Annotated in this window: 21 protein-coding genes; 16 read left to right on the top strand and 5 right to left on the bottom strand. The window is 67.1% G+C overall.

The annotated features are described in order from the left end of the window. Nucleotides 1-3: 3 nt before the first annotated feature. Nucleotides 4-1350 (top strand): DNA cytosine methyltransferase, encoded by a 1347-nt coding sequence (locus OG289_RS19640; RefSeq protein WP_327315332.1) that lies wholly within the window; start codon nucleotides 4-6, stop codon nucleotides 1348-1350. Between the two features lie 104 nt (nucleotides 1351-1454). On the opposite strand, the gene OG289_RS19645 is transcribed toward OG289_RS19640, so the two are convergent. Together OG289_RS19645 and OG289_RS19650 are read right to left on the bottom strand one after the other, a co-directional pair. Next, nucleotides 1455-3353 carry an ATP-binding protein gene (locus OG289_RS19645; protein ID WP_327315333.1) on the bottom strand — a complete coding sequence of 633 codons (1899 nt, stop codon included), beginning with the start codon at nucleotides 3351-3353 and terminating at the stop codon, nucleotides 1455-1457. Between the two features lie 544 nt (nucleotides 3354-3897). After that, the gene (locus OG289_RS19650) at nucleotides 3898-4527 is read right to left on the bottom strand and encodes an ATP-binding protein (protein ID WP_327315334.1); all 630 of its coding nucleotides are present in this window, start codon (nucleotides 4525-4527) and stop codon (nucleotides 3898-3900) included. A gap of 216 nt (nucleotides 4528-4743) precedes the next feature. On the opposite strand from OG289_RS19650, the gene OG289_RS19655 reads away from it, so the two are divergent. The 10 genes from OG289_RS19655 (at nucleotide 4744) to OG289_RS19705 (ending at nucleotide 10930) form a co-directional block, all read left to right on the top strand. Next, on the top strand, nucleotides 4744-5592 hold the full coding sequence (locus OG289_RS19655; RefSeq protein ID WP_327315335.1) for a helix-turn-helix domain-containing protein: 849 nt from the start codon (nucleotides 4744-4746) through the stop codon (nucleotides 5590-5592). Nucleotides 5593-5594: 2 nt separating this feature from the next. Continuing rightward, nucleotides 5595-5801 carry a DUF397 domain-containing protein gene (locus OG289_RS19660; RefSeq protein ID WP_327320738.1) on the top strand — a complete coding sequence of 69 codons (207 nt, stop codon included), beginning with the start codon at nucleotides 5595-5597 and terminating at the stop codon, nucleotides 5799-5801. 140 nt (nucleotides 5802-5941) lie between these two features. After that, complete coding sequence (locus OG289_RS19665; protein WP_327315337.1) at nucleotides 5942-6682, top strand: DUF6879 family protein; 741 nt, start codon at nucleotides 5942-5944, stop codon at nucleotides 6680-6682. Then, complete coding sequence (locus tag OG289_RS19670) at nucleotides 6679-7527, top strand: helix-turn-helix domain-containing protein (protein WP_327315338.1); 849 nt, start codon at nucleotides 6679-6681, stop codon at nucleotides 7525-7527. The genes OG289_RS19665 and OG289_RS19670 overlap by 4 nt, the downstream gene beginning before the upstream one ends. A gap of 366 nt (nucleotides 7528-7893) precedes the next feature. Continuing rightward, a complete protein-coding gene (locus tag OG289_RS19675) occupies nucleotides 7894-8073 on the top strand; it encodes a hypothetical protein (protein ID WP_327315339.1) in 180 nt (59 codons plus the stop codon). Beyond that, nucleotides 8070-8477, top strand: coding sequence for a hypothetical protein (locus tag OG289_RS19680; protein ID WP_327315340.1), 408 nt, complete (start codon nucleotides 8070-8072; stop codon nucleotides 8475-8477). Before OG289_RS19675 ends, OG289_RS19680 begins: the two co-directional genes overlap by 4 nt. A 251-nt stretch (nucleotides 8478-8728) precedes the next feature. Beyond that, the gene (locus OG289_RS19685) at nucleotides 8729-9169 is read left to right on the top strand and encodes a hypothetical protein (protein WP_327315341.1); all 441 of its coding nucleotides are present in this window, start codon (nucleotides 8729-8731) and stop codon (nucleotides 9167-9169) included. 78 nt (nucleotides 9170-9247) lie between these two features. Beyond that, the gene (locus tag OG289_RS19690) at nucleotides 9248-9619 is read left to right on the top strand and encodes a hypothetical protein (protein ID WP_327315342.1); all 372 of its coding nucleotides are present in this window, start codon (nucleotides 9248-9250) and stop codon (nucleotides 9617-9619) included. 200 nt (nucleotides 9620-9819) lie between these two features. Beyond that, nucleotides 9820-10371, top strand: a complete 552-nt coding sequence (locus tag OG289_RS19695) for an N-acetyltransferase (RefSeq protein ID WP_327315343.1) — start codon at nucleotides 9820-9822, stop codon at nucleotides 10369-10371. 259 nt (nucleotides 10372-10630) lie between these two features. Next, nucleotides 10631-10930 (top strand): hypothetical protein, encoded by a 300-nt coding sequence (locus OG289_RS19705; protein WP_327315344.1) that lies wholly within the window; start codon nucleotides 10631-10633, stop codon nucleotides 10928-10930. Between the two features lie 46 nt (nucleotides 10931-10976). Here the strand turns inward: OG289_RS19705 and OG289_RS19710 are convergent, their stop codons facing one another. Next, nucleotides 10977-11861, bottom strand: coding sequence for a helix-turn-helix transcriptional regulator (locus OG289_RS19710; protein ID WP_327315346.1), 885 nt, complete (start codon nucleotides 11859-11861; stop codon nucleotides 10977-10979). A gap of 101 nt (nucleotides 11862-11962) precedes the next feature. Here OG289_RS19710 and OG289_RS19715 point away from each other — a divergent pair, with 101 nt between their 5' ends. The 4 genes from OG289_RS19715 to OG289_RS19730 all read left to right on the top strand — a co-directional run bounded on the left by OG289_RS19715 (nucleotide 11963) and on the right by OG289_RS19730 (nucleotide 15905). Further along, nucleotides 11963-12700 carry an SDR family NAD(P)-dependent oxidoreductase gene (locus OG289_RS19715; protein WP_327315347.1) on the top strand — a complete coding sequence of 246 codons (738 nt, stop codon included), beginning with the start codon at nucleotides 11963-11965 and terminating at the stop codon, nucleotides 12698-12700. 280 nt (nucleotides 12701-12980) lie between these two features. Next, complete coding sequence (locus tag OG289_RS19720) at nucleotides 12981-13904, top strand: helix-turn-helix transcriptional regulator (protein WP_327315348.1); 924 nt, start codon at nucleotides 12981-12983, stop codon at nucleotides 13902-13904. Nucleotides 13905-14106: 202 nt separating this feature from the next. After that, nucleotides 14107-14769 carry an RNA polymerase sigma factor gene (locus OG289_RS19725; protein ID WP_327320739.1) on the top strand — a complete coding sequence of 221 codons (663 nt, stop codon included), beginning with the start codon at nucleotides 14107-14109 and terminating at the stop codon, nucleotides 14767-14769. Continuing rightward, complete coding sequence (locus OG289_RS19730) at nucleotides 14766-15905, top strand: CU044_5270 family protein (RefSeq protein ID WP_327315350.1); 1140 nt, start codon at nucleotides 14766-14768, stop codon at nucleotides 15903-15905. Before OG289_RS19725 ends, OG289_RS19730 begins: the two co-directional genes overlap by 4 nt. On the opposite strand, the gene OG289_RS19735 is transcribed toward OG289_RS19730, so the two are convergent. Next, complete coding sequence (locus OG289_RS19735; RefSeq protein WP_327315351.1) at nucleotides 15902-17233, bottom strand: alpha/beta fold hydrolase; 1332 nt, start codon at nucleotides 17231-17233, stop codon at nucleotides 15902-15904. The genes OG289_RS19730 and OG289_RS19735 overlap by 4 nt on opposite strands. A 107-nt stretch (nucleotides 17234-17340) precedes the next feature. Beyond that, nucleotides 17341-17787 (bottom strand): Hsp20/alpha crystallin family protein, encoded by a 447-nt coding sequence (locus OG289_RS19740; protein WP_327320740.1) that lies wholly within the window; start codon nucleotides 17785-17787, stop codon nucleotides 17341-17343. 149 nt (nucleotides 17788-17936) lie between these two features. On the opposite strand from OG289_RS19740, the gene OG289_RS19745 reads away from it, so the two are divergent. Beyond that, nucleotides 17937-18239 (top strand): hypothetical protein, encoded by a 303-nt coding sequence (locus OG289_RS19745; RefSeq protein ID WP_327315353.1) that lies wholly within the window; start codon nucleotides 17937-17939, stop codon nucleotides 18237-18239. Nucleotides 18240-18249: the final 10 nt, after the last annotated feature.

Raw genomic sequence — 18249 nt, forward strand, 5'->3', positions numbered from 1 at the left:
CCTATGCTCACGCCCCGTTCCGCCACCCCCGAACCCATCACCGTCGTCGACCTCTTCAGCGGCTGCGGGGGCTTCACCCAGGGGTTCCACGAGTTCCGCCCCGCCGGGAAGCAAGGTGCAGGGCCCCTCTTTCACAGCATCGCGGCCGTCGAACACAACCGTGCCGCGGCGGCCACGTACGCGGTGAACTTCGGGGAGCTTCGCAAGGACAGGCGGGTGCCGGCGGCGCGTGTGCATGTCGGAGACATCGAGGCCTGGGAGCCGACCCCGGAGGCGCTTCACGCGGACGTCGTCGTCGGGGGGCCTCCGTGTCAGGGCTTCTCAGCCTTGAACCGCACGAAAAAGGGCACCGAACGCAACCGCCTGTGGGAAGAGTACGTTCGCATCGTGGCGGAAATCCGCCCAAAGGTCTTCGTCATCGAAAATGTGGACCGCTTCCTCAAGTCGGACGAATTTCGGAACCTGCTCAATGAGGTGAAGAAGGGGGGCAAGCTCGCCGAGTACCGACTCGTCGATCCCCCCGGCTACGAGCCCACCGACTCCGAGGAAGAAAAGAACAAGCGCTACCTCCTCAACGCTGCGGACTACGGTGCCGCACAGGCTCGGCGCAGAGCTATCGTCATCGGAGTTCGGCGCGATATCGAAAACGGCCGCACGATGGCATATCCTGTCAAGTCACACTTCCGTCGGCCGAAAAATGGATCCGCTCCAGTGAGTCGACCGATCGACGGTGTCGACGCGGGAATTTTGTACTGGGAGACCGTGGATGACATCTTCCGCGAGTCCTCCAAGCGTGCTCTCGGAGAACTTCCAGACACGAAGAAGTTCGTGCCCGAACTGACGACCGAGCTCCCCGGTATCTTCAACACTGAAGATCTTCACTTCGGCCGGAACCCGGAGACGCTCTCCCTGGCCAGATACGGCGCTATCCCTGCCGGCGGGAACCGCAAGCACCTCAGTGGCCGATGGTACACCCAGGATGAATTCGGCGAATTCAAGTACTTCAACACACAGAACCCTCCTGGCGTGAGGACTACCGTCGGATACCTCTCGACCGACAGCTGGGACAAGCACAACTCCGGAACCGGCGACGTCATGGGTAGGCTCCGCCTCGGCGAACCATCGGTGACCATCCGCACCGAGTTCTTCAAGCCCGAGAAGGGTCGCTACCTTCACCCGCAAGAGAATCGCCCCATTACGCACTTCGAGGCGGCTCGTATCCAAGGGTTCCCCCTGGACTTTCGCTGGTGTGGCACGAAGACAGAAATCGCCACCCAGATCGGGAATGCTGTACCGATTCCACTGGGGAAGGCCATCGCAGCGGCAATTCACGCTTACCTGCGCGACTGATTCGGGCAGCGCAGTGGGCCAGGTTACTCGCCCAAAGGTCATCTCGCGACACATCGGAGCTGGAGGTGAACGTCCTCCAGCTCCGGATTCCGATCGCCGCCGAGCTACGCCCGTGGGACCCGCTTCAGATCTTCATACCGTTCCAGAAACTCTCCGTGGCTCTTTTTGACCATGCCGAGAAGGTCCGAATACTGTCGGACATACACTTGGTTCGCTCGAAGCATCTCCATTTCCTCCGCCACCATCGGGTCATCGCTTATCGACCCACAGAAGAGATAGCCAATGACATGGCTCGGTCGATATGCGTCATCAGTGGATCGCCGCACGAGCCCACGGAGATACACAATGTACTCCCGGATCTGCTCCAACTCTTTGCGTCGTGCCACGGAATGAGGACGTTTGATCTCGACGACGACCAGCGTGTCCCCCTCTGCGACACAGAGGAAATCGATCCTCCTGTCCGACTCCGGCGCCTCGGCCTCCGGAAAGTGCTCGCGCAGTAGCTGACTGTATCGAATCTCGTCCGCGACCAGATGCCATCTCGGGTCGAGAGCCCAGGGGAACTCCTTGAAGAAATTATGGAGGTCCGGGACTTCGAGGGCGTTGTTCACGATCATTTTTTCAAGTTTCTCGATCGTGGCAATCCGGCCTCTGGTAACTTTTGCCATCTCCTTCGCTTCCACGATTTCCCATTCCCGGAACAGTGCGATCAACTGCGCCGGGTCCTTCAACTCGGCCTCGCCAACCTCCTCGGCTATCTCCCAGAAGGCATCGAACTCCAAAAAATCAATACACGATTTCAGAATATTTTGGGCCTCTTCGTCCTGTCCGACCAGGTTATTTCCGACCGCCGCTTGAATGAGCTTGTCGACAACACGGCGCGCCCTCTTGTGCTCGGATCCCTCGGTGGCCTTGACGAATTCTTGATAGACCGGGGCGTCCTCAAGTTGACGAAGGTTGTCGTAGCGTCGCTTCTGTGACCAGTCACGGGACACCCTATTGACCTGCCGTTTGCCCCACTCCAATAGAGCGGCGTTACTTTCGGCTTCCCAAACCAAGGAGTTACGCGCTGTTCCTACCGTATCCTCTTCTTCGTCAACAAAATCAGCAACGAGTTCACCAATGAGATAGGCGAGAGCATACTGCTGGCCGGTGTTGGCTTCGAACCAGAAAGGCTCCTGCACAAGCTTTCCGCGCGCCATGATCGAAATTCCGCGCTGTATACCGTCATCAACATTGCTTGAGTGAGGAAGCGTTCCAATCCATCCGGTGACCCGCCAGCCACTTCCTGGAGAGATTTCTTCATCATATTCCCAGAGGTAAGGATCACCACTCACATCGCGAGCAAGGAGCGACTTCATGTCGCGTTCTTCGGGTGAAATCGGGATCCCATTGATGACGACCTGAAAGTCATCGCTAATTATAGAGAACCTGCGCGCGATATGGCGCCTCAGGGACGGGACAGAAACGGATCGTGTGCGGAATTTCTCTATCCGGCGAAGCGTGATTCGAGTACCTGATTCCAGCCTTCCGGAAGGCTGGAGAGGATCGAACTGTGCGGCCCTCTTGTGCGCCGCGGCCTCAAGCTCGTCGTAGTCCATTATGAATCGAGAAATGGCGCCGTTGCTGGCGCTTTCAACTTCAATTTCCCTGGCTATCCCGAATCCGGAAAATTTTCCCAAGCCCTTGCGCCCCATGTATCTCCGAAACGGCGCCGTGGCACGCTCTCCCCTTCCTTCCACCTTTCGGCGATCCCGCCCTACAAGAAGATATCCATGCCTGATTTCTTCATCGCTCATTCCATCCCCGTTGTCCTGCGCGATGATGACGGACCTATCCGTCATCCTGGATTCGGGGATGTCTATCTCAACCTTGCTGGCGCCTGCATCCCAGGCGTTTGCTATGAGCTCCGATATGACTGGGGGAAGAGTTGAGTACATCTGCACGCCAAGGTGCTTGATCGTGGCCGGGTCGAACTCCATCTTGTATGGGCTGATCACCATGAATCACCTCACGCGTCGCAGACTTGAAGTGATCATCTTGTCGTAACTAGGCGATCCCTGCAGGGCTTTGCCCCCAACGCCCCGGCTTGCGGGCCCGGCTTGGTCAACGTCCAGCCCAGTACCTCGCCGCCCTACTCGCACGCTTTGCTCAGACATGATCTTCGACGTGCGGTGGGCGAAGCATGTCCTTGACGGTTCCCGCGCCCCGCCGCGTACCGCGGAGCGGGCAGAGGTGTGCGGAGACACGGATCCGCACGCAGGCGTTCGGCCGGCCCTGCTCGCGCGCACGCCGGACAAGCTCTCCTGCGTCAGATGCGGTCTCCTGATCCGGCGCAGCGCTCGGCTTCACGGGAAGCTCCCGTTACCGGCGAAGCAAACCGTTATTCCACGAGCACATCGTCTCGATCGCCCCTCACACAACTTGGGTAGCGCAGCGAGCAGTGGCTTGTCGCCCTGATGCAGAGCCATCCCTCCCAGGGCAGGGGGTACCGGATGGCCCTACCTGATGCACTTCTGCTCGCCACGCACGGCGACGCCGTAATTCTCAGCTGCTCAGCTCAGCGTCGTAGCGAGTTTGAGCACGGTCCAAGGCCTCGTCCACGTCGCAGCCGTGCGCTCGAAGCCAGTGAAGGAAATCCGCGATGGCCGTGATCACCGAATCCTCGGCCACGGCCATCCCCAGTCTGCTCACGCCGGGCCGGAGGGACGACTTCGCCGCAGCGTAGAACTCCAACAGCGCCTCGGCCCGCCGCACACCAGGGCCTTCCACATGGCCGTTCGGCGCCGTAAGACCCGTTTCCAGCTCACACCACGTGACCTTCCGGTCGAGACGGAGCTGCACGCCCCAGCGTGCGGCGACCGCGTCGACGAGGGCCATGCCTCGCCCTCCCTCCGAGTCAACGTTCGCGTCGAGGAGGGTGGGCAGGGCGCGCGTGTCAGGATCGTGGACCTCGATACGCAGATGCACCCCGTTCATGGAGACCGCGAGCATGGCCGGTGTTCCCGGGCCGACATGCGTGATGACGTTGGACGCCAACTCGCTCACACAAAGCTGGGCTTCGTCGGTGACCGAGTGCAAACCCCAGATGCCGAGGTGCAGCTGCATGACCCGACGCAGGGCGGCCACCTCCGCCGGCTCGGCTGTGAAGGCCAGGTCCCACGGTTTGCGCGTCATACACGCTTTCTGTCCCACGAAAACCCCTCTCGTCGCAGGTGACACCCCGGCAAGCCACTCATTGTCATGAGGCGTCACAATGAGTCGCGTTGTCATCAGAGTGCAGCCGGCGGATCCCTTCGTGCAATGTGCACGGCGAGATTCCCACTTCCGAGTGATTGGCAAGTGCATCCCTTGGCGCGAGACTGAACGCCCGCTATTCGAAACGGGGTTGATATGGCCGGATCACCTACAGCACGCCGTCGTCGCCTCTCGTACGAGCTGAAGAACCTCCGTGAACAGTCCACTCTCACCTGCGCCCAGGTCGGCGCGGCTCTGGACTGGAGCGGCTCCAAGGTCAACCGCATGGAGACGGGCAGCGGCCGGGTGCAGCCGTCGGACATCGACGCCCTCTGCCGGTTCTACGGCACCAGCGATGAGCTGCGCGAGTTCCTCAAGTCGCTCGCCCGGCAGGCCAAGATGCGGGGCTGGTGGCAGGTCCACGGCTCAGGTGTTCCGGAATGGTTCAACATCTACATCGGGCTCGAACAGGAGGCTTCCACCTTCCGCCAGTACCAGTGCGAGTTGGTGCCGGGCCTCATGCAGACCCACGCCTACACGTCCGAGCTCCACAAGACCGGCGCACACATGTCCGCCGAGGACATCGACAGGGCCGTACAAGTGCGCATGGAGCGTCAAGCCCTACTGAAGCAGCCCGACGCCCCCGACGCCTGGTTCATCGTGAACGAAGGCGCTCTGCGCAATGTGATCGGGGACCGGGCACTGATGCGCGAACAGATCGAACGCGTCCTGGACACCGCCCAGTTGGCCGCAGTGACCCTTCAGGTCCTCTCCTTCGACTCCGGCACCTATCCGGCCACGGGCTCCTTCACCATGCTGGGCTTTCCCGCGCAGGAGGATCCCGACATCGTCTATCGGGACGGCATCACCGATGCCGTCTACCTGGAGGGCGAGCATCATGTTCGTGAGTACACCCGAGCGTTCGACGGCCTGCGAGCCGCCGCCCTGAGCCCTCAGCGTTCGACCCATTTGATCGAATCAGTCTTGAAGGAATACGCAAGGTGAGCATGGCAGCGCCCAGTGAGAAGAGCCGTCCAACGTGGTTCACGTCGTCGTACAGCAACGGTGCGGGAGGGGAGTGCGTCGAGTGCGCGCTGATGGGTGACGGCGCGCTGGTTCGTGACTCGAAGAGTGTGAGAGGCCCTGAGATCGCTGTGCGAAGCAGGGCGTGGTTCTCGTTCATACGTGCCGTGAAGCATGACGTCGAGGGCTGACGGCTCCTGAGGAACTCCCCCTACCGCTTGCGCGCAATCTCAGGCCATCGCCCTCAAGGCGCAATCTGCCGCAATATTCGGGTGCTCCGGATCCCGCACGCTCATCCTGGACCTCCAACGACCGCAGACGGAGGGCGAGCATGACGCTCAGGTTAATCGGCACGACCAGCGACGACGGTGACTGCCCCACCCTGTACGACATCGCGGAAACGGACGAGATCCTTGTGCAGGGCGAGCGGGAGACCGACCCGGAGCACTTGGTCCAACTGCGAGACGTCAAGGAGTCGGAGACCTTCGTCCGTGTCCCGCGCAGTCTGCTGACACGCTACGCGCCCAGGAGCGACGCCCCCGAACTCCAGCCGTTCGCCTCCATCTCCGGGCTCTTCCGGGACTTCAAACACACCGCTTGGCGCCTGGAGACGCGCCGCGGATATGCCTCCGACCGCAACAGTCCCAAGTGGACCCGGTTTCTCGCGGGCGAGGACATCTCTCGCGACCCGGACAATGCCTGGCGGGAGAACGTCCGCGCACACACGGCTCAGGGCAAGAGGTTCGAGCGGGTGCGGCTCGTCGACGAACCCCCCACCCAAGGGCAGGAGTTCCTCCTGGCGAGCGCGCCCGGCAACGTCGCCGCGGGCGAGGACATCCGCAACCTGACCCGCGCCCAGGCCCAGGAACTGCGGCTGCCCGACCACGACTTCTGGCTCTTTGACTCGAAGATCCTCGCCCGATTTGCCTTCGACGACGCGGACACCACTCTGGGCGTGTACGTCACCGAGGACCCGGCCGAAGTCCTCGCCGCCTGCCAGGCCAGGGACGCCGCCTGGCACCATGCCATACGTACCGAGGAGTTCGCCGGGCGGGTACGTTCCACCATGTGAGCACGGATTACCAGACCGCCAGAGAAGCCCTCGGCGCGCGGCTGCGCGAGCTGCGCACCGAGGCCGGTCTGGAAGGCAGGGTTCTTGCCGCCAAGCTCGGTTGTCAGCCCTCCAAAGTCTCCCGGCTCCAGAACGGCAAGCAGACTCCGACCGCTACCGACCTGACCGCGTGGGCGCTGGCCTGTGGCCAGCCAGATGTCGAGGCCGAACTCCAAGGCCTGCGGGCCGGGCTGGAGATGAAGCAGCGGCATCGGTCTTGGCGACGCCAGTTGGCGGGCGGACACCGAGGCCGTCAGGAGATCGCCGTCCGGCAGTCCGAAGCCACGAAGGCGATCCGCGGGCTTGAGGTGTCACGCGTTCCGGGGCTGTTCCAGACGCCGGAGTACGCCCGCGTCATCTTCGACGCCAACGCAGAGTTCCGGGGGATCACACCGACCACCGAGGCCGCCGTCGAGGCCCGGATGCGCCGCCAAGAGGTGCTGTACGACCCGGAGAAGTCGTTCCGGTTCCTCGTGTGCGAGGCCGCGCTGTACCACCGCTCCTGTCCTGCGGACGTGATGGCCGAGCAACTGGACCGGCTGTACAACCTGGTGGGCCAGCGCCGAATCGAGCTCGGCATCCTGCCCTTCGGCGCGCAGCTACGGCGTACGGCCCCGCATGCCTTCTGGATCTACGACCGCCGGTTGGTCATCGTCGAGACGATCAGTGAAGAGTTGTGGCTCAACGGCGAGGACGACATCCAGCTGTACGAGCGGGCATGGGACTGGCTGGCGGAGTCCGCCGAGTACGGTGCGACCGCGCGCCGTCTGATCGGCCGGGCGAGGGCGTCTTTGGATCTCCCGTAGGCAACCGGCCGCAAGCGCCGTACCGGCATCCGCAATCCTGCGCAATCGCCACGCAGATGCGCAATTGCGCCGCCTAACGTCCTGGTCATGGCCATCAAGCCCGCCCGGTCCACCCGGCAGGCAGGACAGGACTGGCTCCTGGCCTGCGCTCGAAATCCCACTGCCGTGCGTCGCGCACGGGCCGCCGAGGAGTTCGCCCGAATTCCAAGCGGCGAGCACTGGCGCGTAGCCGAGGGGCCGTTGCTCCCTTCTCTCTGCGCCATGACAAACCTGGGCAGCCGACGACTCGGACCCGTTCTGGCGGACGTGGCGGCAGGACGGGCCTGGTGGCTACTGCCTGCGGACCTCTGTGACGAACTTGACGACGTGCCACAGCTGATCGTGCACCTACCCGGCTGGCTGCTCCTCAGCCCGCCCGTCCTGTACGCGATCGGCGACCGCGGCTGGCTAGAACGCCCGGACGGATCCGGCCGCCTCACCGACCCGACCGCTCTCAGCGGAGCGTTCGGCGCCGGTGGACGACTTCTCGCGGAGGCCCTCGCATGACATCCGCTGCAGCCTCCGTAGGTGCGACGTCCGACGAACCTGACCCCCCGCCGCTCGGCGAGCTTCTCGTGCGCTCAGCGGTCGGCCTCCGCGAAGGCGTCGCAGTGCAGGCCCTCGTCGAAGAGGAAGAACTCCTCTCCCGGGAGAACATCCGAACCGCGCTTGTGACGAAGCATGACGGTGTCATGACCTGCCGGTGGGAGGGCATTGCGGGGCGCCTCTACACTCTCGGGCTCGACGACGGCGAGCGCATGTTCCTCGGCCTGGTGCTGTCGATCGTGGGTGTACGGCAGAGCTCCCTCGCTGACGTGCGCTACCTCGACGAGCACCGTTTGAAGATCGTGCTTCAGGCGCTGATGCGACTGGCCGGCACTGACTGGATCGCGATCGGCATACGGCTGTGAGCCGTCGTCGGTCGTCGGATTGATCCCACCCTCGCTGCTTCCCGCTGCGCACGGCTTTCGCCTTGCTGCGTGGCGGTGCAAGTTCCCTGTCCCCGAGTACGCGACAGGCTGCCGCGTGCTCCGGGAGAGGGCTGCCCGAAGGTCCTCCGACTGTGAGGTGAACTCGTGTTCCACACCGTCCTGTTACTGGCCGCAGAGCCCCCCATCCAGCCCCCGCCCGGCAGCGGCACCAGCACGAAGGAGGTCACCCGATGACCCCCACCGCCGTCGCCACCGAGACCCGCACCGGCCGTTCTCTCGTCACCGACACGGAGTTCGAGACCCTCGCCGCGTTCTGTGCCGACGAGTACGGCCTGGAACGCTGCGTCGCCGACCAGGTCATCGACCAGGCCCTCGCCCTCGTCTTCGTCATGGGGACCAGCGGCGACGGCGCGAGCATGGCGCCCTCGCAGCAGGTCGATCCCGGCTGGCACACGCTCATCCTGCACACCGGCTGGTACGCCGACTGGTGCCGGCGCAGCTTCGGCTACTTCCTGCACCACCAACCCAACTCCACAGTCCGTACGCGCGGGCTGATGGTCGACGTCGTCGGCCGATTGCGCGCCGCGGGCTTCGACGTCGACGAACGGCTGTGGGGCACAGCCGCCGAATGCAACCCGCCCACCTGCTGCGGCGACGGCGACGGCTGCTGACATCCCCTCCCTCACCGTGCGGGTCGGCCGTCCCCACGGCCGACCCGCACCTCCAAGCGCCAGAACGGACTAACCCACTTGTCCCTTACCGAGCTGACCGCCACCAGTCGCGTCACCGTCTTCCCCCTCGACAACCTCACTGTCGCCTACACCACCCACTCCAGCGACGCACGCGGCCTCGGCGACATCGGACTCGTCACCGTCGTAGACGAACAGACCAACGGCGATGAGCTCTGGCGGCTCGCCCGCGACCTCGGCGGCCGACCCCAGGGCTCCGACCAAGCCCGATGGATCCTCACTCAGGCAAGCCGCGCCCGCGCGGTCGCCGCGTACACGAACCTGGCGGACGCCAAGTGGACGGCGCACATCCGTCGGCGCTTCGAACTCGACGCGCTCTTCGCAAACCACGAAGTCCTCATGACCGGCCGGATCACTCTGGAGAATCACTAAGCAACTAAGCGGAAACGCCACCTCGCCCACGCCCAGCTCGGCCAGCATGAGCCCGAACTCGCCGTGTCCACAGCCAACAAGATCCCCGCCCCAGCTCGGCACGGACGCACCGCCCGTCTGCTGAGCACCTTCGGACACCGGCTCCACGCCCTCGTCCCTGACGCCCCCGCCACTCGTGAGTGGTTCGAAACGGAGCTCCTGTGAGCCTTGAGTTGCGCCACCACACCGCCGTCGAGCCCGTGCGCCGGACGATCGTCGACATCCACGTCGAGGTCCGTCAGCGCGACCTGGGCCTCACGGGTCCCTTCTACTCCGCCGAACGCTTCGACGAGCGCCTGACAGGACACAGCTCGCTGCCCGGGTGGGAGACAGTCGTCGCGTACGACGGGACCGAGCCCGCCGGTTTCGCGTACGCCACCCCGTTGGGCCCCGGCACTCGCTGGTGGCGAGCCATGACGACCCCACTGCCCGACGGGTACACGGCGGAGACGGGCAAGCGCACGCTCGCGCTGAACGAGATCGTGGTCCGGCGCCCGTGGCGCGGGACCGGCCTCGCCCTCCGCATCCACGAGGAACTTCTGGCAGGCCGAGAAGAGGACCGGGTCACGCTGTTGGTCAATCCGAAGGCGGGAGACGGCAAGGTCCAAGCCGTCTACGAGCGCTGGGGCTACGAGAAGATCGGCGAGCAGCAGCCGTTCGCGGACTCCCCGGTCTTCGCCTCGATGATGCGCGATCCGCTGCACCAGGTCTGAGTTGACCCGTTCGGTCGGCACTGGTGCCTCTGAGCGACTCGGGTGAGGCCGATCAACAGACCGCTCAGGGTGCTTCGTCGTTACAGGGTCTCTATCGCCTTCAGCATCAGGGACCGTGCCTCGGCTCCGTGGACGGCCATGCTGCGCAGCCGCTCGAAAGCCTTGATGTACAGGCGCCGGGGCCACTGCCATGAACCGCCATGAACCCAATGTGCCTGCCGATGGCGCGGGTTGGTACGGCACGACAAGATATGCGGCCATGACGACCATTACGAGCGCGGAGACCGCGGTGGAGTACGCCCGCGAGAACGGGTGGAGCACGGAGACGGTGCTTACGACCTTCGGCCAGGTGACGGTGAAGATCGTGAAGTGTGTCAAGGGGCTGAAGACCGTGTCAGGCGTGTGGGCAACAGCTCCGGACTTGCAGCTCCCCTGGCACACCTACTGGTGCAAGGGCTTCTACAGTTCAGGCAGCGGATCGGACCGCATGATCGACGACATGACTTCCAAAGACCCAAAGGTAGCGGCCTTGGAGAACGTCCTCGCCGAGTTGGTATGACGCTCGGGTGGGCTGTGACGACGAGCAGGTCTGGAAGCCGACTTCCTCAAAGTGACCGCCGTCCAGTGTCGGCTCCCCCAGAGACCGACTCCGCCTGCCCTTCCTCGATCAGCGGCTGTGGCCCCAGTACCCCCAGCAGTTCCAGGCGTTCCGCGTCCTCCGTGCCCGGCTCTGCCGTGTAGATCATGATGCGGAGGTCGCTGCCGGCGACGGTGAGGACGTCGCAGTCGAGGGTGATGGGGCCTGTCTGGGGGTGGTCGATGGTCTTGCGGGAGGCCTGGTGGTGGCCTACGACGCCGGAGTCCCAGAGGTTGGCGAAGCGGCGGCTGTTCGTTCGTAGTTCCGTGATCAGGGTGCGCAGGCGCTGGTCCGCCGGGTAGCGGGTCTGGGCTGTGCGCAGGTCGGCGACCACCGCGGACTCCATCGCCTGGCGGGCCTGCGGGGTGTGGCGGACGCGGTCGTTCGAGCCCAGGAAGGCGCGCCAGGCGCCGTTGCGTTCGCGGCCGTGGCGTTCGCCCATGAGGGCTGTGTAGAGGGGGTTGGTGAGGAGGAGCGTCCATGCCGCGTCCGAGACCGCCACCGGGGTTCCCGTCAGGCGGTCCAGCATGCGGTGCACGCTCGGGGCGATGTACGCCGGCACCGTGCCCTGGCCGGGCGGTACGAGTCCGGCGGCGTGGAACAGGTGTTCGCGTTCGGTCGGGGACACGCGCAGCGCCCGTCCGAGGGCCTCGACGACCTGCTCCGAGGGGTTCGCGGCCCGGCCCTGTTCCAGGCGGGTCACGTAGTCGACCGAGATCCCGGCCAGCATCGCCAGTTCCTCACGGCGCAGTCCGGGGGCGCGCCGGTGGCCACCCGAGGGCAGTCCCGCCGCCGCCGGGGAGACCCGGTCCCGCCACCGTCGTACCGTGCGCCCGAAGTCCGTGCTCGCCATGTCACCACTGTGCACCGTCCGGCCCGGATCGTCCTGGTACTGGCAGTCCCAGGAAGACGGGGCTCCTGGCTGCTCGCCGCCATCCGCCGCAGCCTGGAGGCATGACCACAACGACCACCACCACAACGACCACCACAACGACGCTGATCACCGGGGCCAACAAGGGGCTCGGGTTCGAGACCGCCCGGCAGCTCGTCGCCGCGGGGCACATCGTCTACGTCGGCAGCCGTGACGCCGAGCGCGGGCGGCGGGCCGCCGAGCGGCTGGGCGCGCGGTGGGTCCGGCTGGACGTCACCGACGACGTCTCCGTCGAGGCCGCGGCGAAGACCATCGAGGCTGACGGCGGCCTGGACGTGCTGATCAACAACGCGGGCATCGAGAGCCGGGGCGCCGACAACGGCGTGATCGGTGCGGCGGAGGTGACCGCCGAGCACATGCGGGAGGTGTTCGAGACGAACGTCTTCGGCATGGTGCGCGTCACCCACGCGTTCCTGCCGCTGCTGCGGCGCTCGCCCGCGCCGGTCGTCGTCAACGTCGGCAGCGGTCTGGGCTCCCTGACGCGCGTCGCGGACAAGAGCAGCCCGGCGTACGGGTATCCGGGCGTCGCCTACCCGGCCTCGAAGACGACGGTCAACATGATCACCGTGCAATACGCGAAGGCGTTCCCGGGCATGAGGATCAACGCGGTCGAGCCCGGGTTCACCAGGACCGACCTCAACGGGAACACCGGCGTCCAGAGCGTCGAGGAGGGCGCCGAGATCATCATCCGTATGGCGCGGGTGGGCTCCGACGGGCCGACCGGCGGGTACTTCGACGCGGAGGGGCCGCTTCCCTGGTAGGCCCGGTCTCCATTTCTTCACCAAGGAAGGCCGAGACGAAGCGCCGGCGGCCCGTATCCCTCGGACGGGCCGACCGGCGCGTGGGCCCAGCCTGCCTGGTCGTCAGGGCAGGTGGGAGGGGTCCAGCGGGCCCCTGTCTCACCGCCGTTCCGCCGTGCATTCCGCCCTCGACCGCCGCGCATTCCGCCCTCGGTCCTGTCCCGCACCGCCCCGCACGCCCCGCACCGCACAGGTGGCCTGTCTACGATTTCGGCCAAGCGGCATCCGGCCAGGGGGAGTCATGAACAGACGCACCGAGCTCCGCTCCTTTCTCCGGTCCAGACGCGCCCGGCTGAGCCCGTCCGAGGTGGGCCTGCCGACGTTCGGAGGGGTTCGCCGGGTGCCGGGGCTACGGCGTGAGGAACTGGCACAGCTGGCCGGGGTCGGGGTCGACTACTACGTCCGGCTGGAGCAGGGACGGAATGACAAGGTCTCCGCAGCCGTACTCGACGCGGTCGCCCACGCGCTGCGTCTGGACGAGCTGGAGCGGGTCCATCTGCACAACCTCGCCCGCCCGGACCGCCCGGACCGCCCCGGCCGGAGACAGCCCCACCAACCCCCCGCCGACCAGGTCTCGCAGGGTTCGCAGTGGCTGCTGGACACCATGCCGGACACCGCGGCGTTCGTCATGGGGCGCCGGACGCAGGTGCTGGCGTGGAACCGCCCCGCCTCGAAGATCTTCCTCGATTTCGACCCCGTGCCGGAGCGCAATCTGGCCCTCCTGGTGTACCTGCAGCCCGCCATCCGGCAACTGGTGCTCGACTGGGCGGTCATGGCACGGCACGTCGTGGCCTGGCTGCGGCTGGAGGTGGGCCGCCATCCCGAGGACGAGGAGACGAACGCGTTCATCGCGGAACTGGCCGCGACGGACCCCGACTTCCTGCGGCTGTGGAACGAACAGGACGTCGTCGACCCCATGCACGGCAGCTACTCCCTCCAGCACCCGCTGCTCGGTGCGCTCACCACCACCTTCCGGACGCTGCTCCTTCCCGAGGACCCGGACCAGCTGCTGATCGTCTACGCCATCACGCCGGATCCCGACGGACCGGGGGAAGCGGACAGCGCGATCTGGAACACGCCACCGGATCACGGACCGGTCCTGCCGGGGTGCTGCCCCACCCACGACATCGCCGCTTTCATCGTGCAGGGCGGCGACCTGACCTGACGAGGGGTCCGGCGGCGTCCGCTCTCGACGCGCGCGACCGACGACGACCCTCCGTCTCCGTACGCTCGTCGGGCGGCTCGCCCGAGCCACCTGCTCGGGGGCCGTCTCCGAGGGGGTGGCAGGTGTGAGCCACGCCACGGGAACCCTTCCGGGGGCCCGGAGAGGTACAGGTGTGAGGTCCAACGATGACGACGACGGGCGTTTGCGGGGGCGGGTGCGGAGCGGGGAGCGTGAGGCGTTCTCCGAGCTGTACGAGCTGTACGCCACGGCCATCCACAACCATGCCCTTCGGCTGACCGGTGACTGGTCGACGGCCGAGGAGGTCATGTCGGAGACGTTTCTTGCCGCCTGGCGGGGTCGGGGGGCCGTGGAGGCCGAAGGGGGTTCGTTGCGGCCCTGGTTGTTCGGGATCGCCACCAACAAGGCACGTAACGCCGACCGGAGTGTGCGACGGCGGCTCGCCTTTCTCGCCCGGCGGTCCGAGGCCGAGACGATGGACGACTTCGCCGAGGACGTCGTCGGACGGGTGGACGACGCTCGGCGGCTCGCCGAAGTACGGCGGGTACTGGGGCGGTTGCGGCGGCACGAGCGGGAGGTCATCGCCCTGTGCGTGTGGGGCGGGCTCGACTACGCGCAGGCCGCCGAGGCTCTCGGGGTACCCGTGGGGACCGTGCGGTCACGGTTGTCCCGGGCCCGGGCGCGGCTTCGGGACATCGTCGAGCGGGAGACGCGAACCACCCGCACAGAACTCCGCACAACCCGTACGGAAACCTTCCCAACCCGTACGGAACGGCGCCCTCGTCGCGGAGAGGTAGAGAGTGAGACCGCGTTCGCGGTCCTGCCCATTCAGGAGGAAGCCCGATGAACTCCACTCCGGAGGAACTCGACGAACTCGGCGAACTGGAGCGGCTGTTGCCGGCCGGTCCCGTCGAGCGGGGGCTGCCGTCCGGGCGTCACTCCCACCACAAGGACGTTCTGATGCAGCTCATCGACCGCGACAGCGATCGCGACCGCGACCGCCACCGCGACCGCAACCGCAACCGCGACTCTCGTGACGAGACGAAGGGCGTCCGCTCGCTGCCCAGGCCCCGCCTGTTGTCCCGGCCCGCGCTCGTCGCCGGTGCCGTCGCCGTCGCGCTGGCGGCCGGGCTCACCGTCGGGATCGGCGCGGGGCAGCACGAGGGGGGTGGCACGGCGGCTCGGCCCGGTGCGAGCAGCACGGGCGGCAGCAACAGTCGCAGTGCCGCCGCCACGCTCGGCCGTATCGCCGCCGTGGCCATGCGGACCGACGTCGAAGCCGTCGGCGAGAACCAGTTCGTGTACGTGCGGAGCAGGACGGCCGGCAACGAAGGTGTCTTCGAGGGCCCCGTCAAGCTGGGGAAGCTGCATGAGCGGCAGGTGTGGTTCTCGCAGCGGGCGGGGTCCACGATCGACATCGGGCTGATCCGCGAGGACGGGCAGGACTGGCCGATCGAGGTGGGCGTGCCGGACGGGACCGATCCGAAGGACGCCGGGGTTCCCGCCGGAATCGACCGGCCCACGTACGCCTGGCTCGCCTCCCTGCCCACCGATCCCGAGGCGCTGCTGAAGCTGCTCTACAAGGAGACGCCGCAGGACGAGACCCGTAAAGACCGGGGCCAGGCCGTCTTCAACCAGATCGGTGACCTCATCAGGGAGCAGATCATGCCCTCCGCCACCGCCGCCGCCTTCTACCGGGCCGCCGCGCGGATTCCCGGCGTGACCGAGCTGCCCGACGCCGTGGACGCGGCGGGACGGGCCGGGATCGCCATCGCCCGTGAGGACGCGGCAGACGGAACCCGTACGGAGTGGATCTTCGACCGCACCTCCCTCGACTACCTCGGCGAACGCACCGTCTTCAGCCGGGACACCGAGCGGGCCGAGGCGGGGACGGTCCTGTTCACCAGCGCGGTGCTGGAGCGTGCCGTCGTCGACAAGAGCGGCCGGGCCCCCGGCGACCGCCGCCGGGCCGGACGGAGCTAGTCCGCGGCCGCGGCCGTTCCTGTCCCCGCGCGCCTCGCAGCCGCAGCCGCCGCCGCACGGACTCTCCTCGTGCGGCCGTGCTCGGCCAGGAAGGCGAGTGCGGGGGCGGGGACGCCCGCGGTCTCCGTGAGTCTGCGTTGCAGCCAGTCGGAGGCGGTGGCCAAGGCGGTCGGGGTGGCGGCCGGGTCCCAGGGGTGGGCGGGGGCGGTGACGGTGTGGACGAGCGTCCACTCCTGGAGGCGACGGGTGAGGAAGGGGTCGTTCCGCACGGCCTCGGCCAGGGGGTCCGCCCAGGCCTTCCAGGTGTCGTCGGCCGCACGGTGGAGCGTTGCCGCCCTTCGGTCCAGGTGCCGCAGCACCGCCGAGCGGGCCATCTGGCGGTCCGGGTCGGTGAGGATGCGGCGGATCAGGGGCGTCTCCTCGGCGGGCGGTACCCGGTCGAGGGCCCGCAGGTACTCGGCGAACCTCGCGTGCTCCGGGGGTTCGGGAGCCGTGCCCAGGAAGGTTGTCAGCGCCTTGTGCAGGGCGTCCGGGCGGTCCAGGTGGACGTCGTGGGAGGCGTCCGGGATCACCGTGACGTGGGTGTCGGTGGGGCGGCGGGTTCGCATCTCCCGTTGCTCCTCCGGCGGCATCGTTCCGTTCTCGCCCCGGACCACCAGGGTGGGGCAGGTCAGCCGCGACCACTGGTCCCAGTAGTCCTGCTCGGGCAGTTCCGCCACCGCCGCGACCATCGTGTCGCGGTCGACGCGGGCGTGACCGGTGCCGTCAGGGCGCCAGTCCAGGCCTCTCGCCCAGGCCTCGTGGCCGAGGAAGGCGGCGGCCTGCTCGAAGGTCGGGAACGGGGTCGGCCAGCCGTCCAGCCAGCTCCCTATCCGCTCGGGGAGTTCCGGGTCGCCGCCCGCCGGGCCCGCCTCCACCAGGATCAGGGAGCTGACGCGGGACGGATGGGCCGCCGCCGTCAGCAGGGCCGTCAGGCCGCCCAGGGACTGGCCCAGGAGGATCGCCGGGGGAAGGTCGAGCTCGTCCAGCAGCGCTACGACGTCCCGTACCGCCGCCGCTCTCGTCATGTCCACCGGGGCGCGGGTGCTCTCGCCGTGGCCTCGGGCGTCGTATCTCACCACGCGGTGTCCGTCGGCGAGGAGACGGGCGGTCAGGTCGTCCCATTCGCCCAGGTGGCCCGCGAGGCCGTGCAGGAGCAGGACCGGAGGCGGAGGCGGGGGCGGGGGCGGAGGCAGGGTGGCGCGGGCCGGGACGGTCGGCGTGGATGGGCTCTCGTCGCGGTAGGAGAGGTGGATTCCGTCGGGGGTGGTGAGGGTGCGGGGCGTCAACTCGGGGGTCCGTCCGTCCTGCGGTGGGGCACAAGTGCAGTGGGTGGGCTGGGGAGAGAGCCGGGTTTCGGCCGCCTCGGCTCTCTCCCGAGCCTCTCATTCACCCGTCATCCACTCAGCTGCCTACGGTCGTCCCTCGTGCCGCCCGTGATCTGGATGCGGCGTGGCTTGGCCTGTTCGGCCACCGGGATGCGGAGGCTCAGGACGCCTGCCTCGTAGGACGCGTCGATGCGGTCCGTGTCGAGGGTCTCGCCCAGGAAGAGCTGGCGGGTGAAGGTGCCGGTCGGGCGCTCGGCGACGATCAGTTCCGCTCCCTCGGGGGCGGGTGAACGGCGCTCGGCACGCACGTTGAGGACGTTGCGTTCGACGTCCAGTTCGATCGTCTCGGGGTCGATGCCGGGGAGGTCGAAGTGGACGAGGAAGTCGTCGCCCGAACGGTAGGCGTCCATCGCCATCGCGGCGGGGTGGCGCTCGGTTCCGGTACCCGGGCCGGCGCCGAACAACTGCTGGGCGAGTCGGTCGAACTCGCGGAACGGGTCGGTACGCATGAGCATCACGGGTCACTCCTCCAGGTGTCGTCGGTGCGATGCCCTACGACTTCTTATATAGCTCGAAGGAGGAAAGTTGACAACCCACGACTCAGGTTCGGGCTCGCCGAGCCTGCCCGTTAGCCTCGGAACGACGAACCAGGAGGCAGGCAGACATGGCGAAGATTCCCAGTGCGGCGATCGCCGCGGGCGGGCTGGTCGGCGGGTACGGCGTGGCCCGGTGGACGAAGAAGCGGCCGCTGGGCGGGGCCGTCCTCGCCGTCGCGGGGGCCGCGGCCGCGCAGCAGTGGCGGCGGCAGGCGGGCGGCAAGGCCGCGGGGGCGTTGACCGCGGCGTACGTGGCCGCCTTCGCGGGGTCGCATCCGCTGGCGAAGAAGGTCGGTGCCTGGCCGTCGGTGTTCGGCGTGGCGGGCGCGGTCGCGCTCGCGTCGTGGGCGGTGGCGGACCGGCGCGCCTGAGCCTCCGCCG

It is taken from the genome of Streptomyces sp. NBC_01235 (assembly GCF_035989285.1).
Taxonomy (GTDB): Bacteria; Actinomycetota; Actinomycetes; order Streptomycetales; family Streptomycetaceae; genus Streptomyces.